This window comes from Streptomyces sp. bgisy130 (assembly GCF_057708345.1).
Genome location: NZ_JBYISA010000109.1, coordinates 1 through 1,250, shown reverse-complemented (window position 1 = coordinate 1,250; position 1,250 = coordinate 1). Strand labels below are relative to the sequence as shown.

The window sequence follows — 1,250 nt, the reverse complement described above, 5'->3', positions numbered from 1 at the left end:
TCGGAGGCGCGGCCGAAGACTGGGTGACGGAGGGCTTGGACGGCGGCCAGAGCGGAGGTGCGGCCGTGACCGCGTACGCGTGTCGCCACCTTCAGGCCGAAGGCGGCGACGGCTTGGTCGGCCCAGTCGTGCCACTCGGCGGACTCGTCCGCCGCGTGGATCAGGAGCGGGTGATCGGCGAGGGAGGCGAGGGGGACCTCGTCCCGGTCGGCGAGGGGGTGGTCGGCGGGGATGATGACGCCGATGGGGTCCAGGCCCACGGGCATGGTGGCGAGGGCTGCTCCGAGGGGGCGGCCGAGGCCGAAGGGGCGGCCGAAGGCGATGTCGAGGTCGCCGGTGAGGAGGCGGGGCAGTGCTGCGGCCATGCCGTGGCTCTGGAGCACCTCGAACGGCAGGTCGGGGGCCTGGGTGCGCAGGTGATGGATCAGGAGCGTGGAGGGCAGGCCCTCGGCGACGACGTCGATGCGCAGGGGTGTGCGGGTGTGGGTGACCTCGTCGACCAGGCGCTCGGCGTCGACGAGGAGGCGTCGGCCGCGTTCGGCGAAGGTCTCGCCGGCGGGGGTGAGGGCGACGTGGCGGCGGTCGCGGGTGAACAGCGGGACGCCGAGTCGCTTCTCCAGGGTTCTGATCTGGGCCGAGAGGGTCTGCTGGGCGATGGTGAGCCGGTCCGCGGCCCGGCCGAAGTGGAGTTCGTCGGCAAGGGCGACGGCATAGCGCACCTGGCGCAGGTCGAGGTCCACAAATCCCCACCGTAACAGTCTGAAGATGTCACGTGTCCGATGAACGGTGTTGGACCGGCGGCACGCTGTGGTTGTTCACTCGTGGAGTGAAAGGCGCCAGAGGGGCGCAAACCAAAGGATTCGTCCAGCATTTGATCGCCGCATCAAAGGCTGGTGACGTGGCGAGGCAGTGGCCGCGAACACCTACGGGCCCCGCGAGGTGCGTGAGCGGTCGGGCCGCGTCGCCGCCGTGCCTGGCACGGGTGCGGCAGGGCGGGGCCTCATGCCGGCCCGACCGCCACGCCACGCTTACCTCTAAACTCACCCACCCGATGGGGCGCTTGGCGAGTGCCGGCGCCCAAGGAGAAGTCACCGTATGTTCGCGAAGCACGTTCAGGGCCGGATCTCCCACCAGGCCCATGCCCGGGTGCCGGAGGGCACCTTCGAGGAGCACCACGGCCGTCAGGGGTTCGAGGGTGATGTCTCTCAGCTCTACCACGCCCACCCGACCACGGACTGGCTGCGGGTGGA

The 1,250-nt window shown here is 70.6% G+C and carries 1 protein-coding gene; it reads right to left on the bottom strand.

From position 1 onward, the window contains the following. A partial coding sequence (locus tag AC3EUV_RS38340) for a LysR family transcriptional regulator (RefSeq protein ID WP_435604895.1) occupies window positions 1–740 on the bottom strand: 740 nt, incomplete at its 3' end. Window positions 741–1,250: the final 510 nt, after the last annotated feature.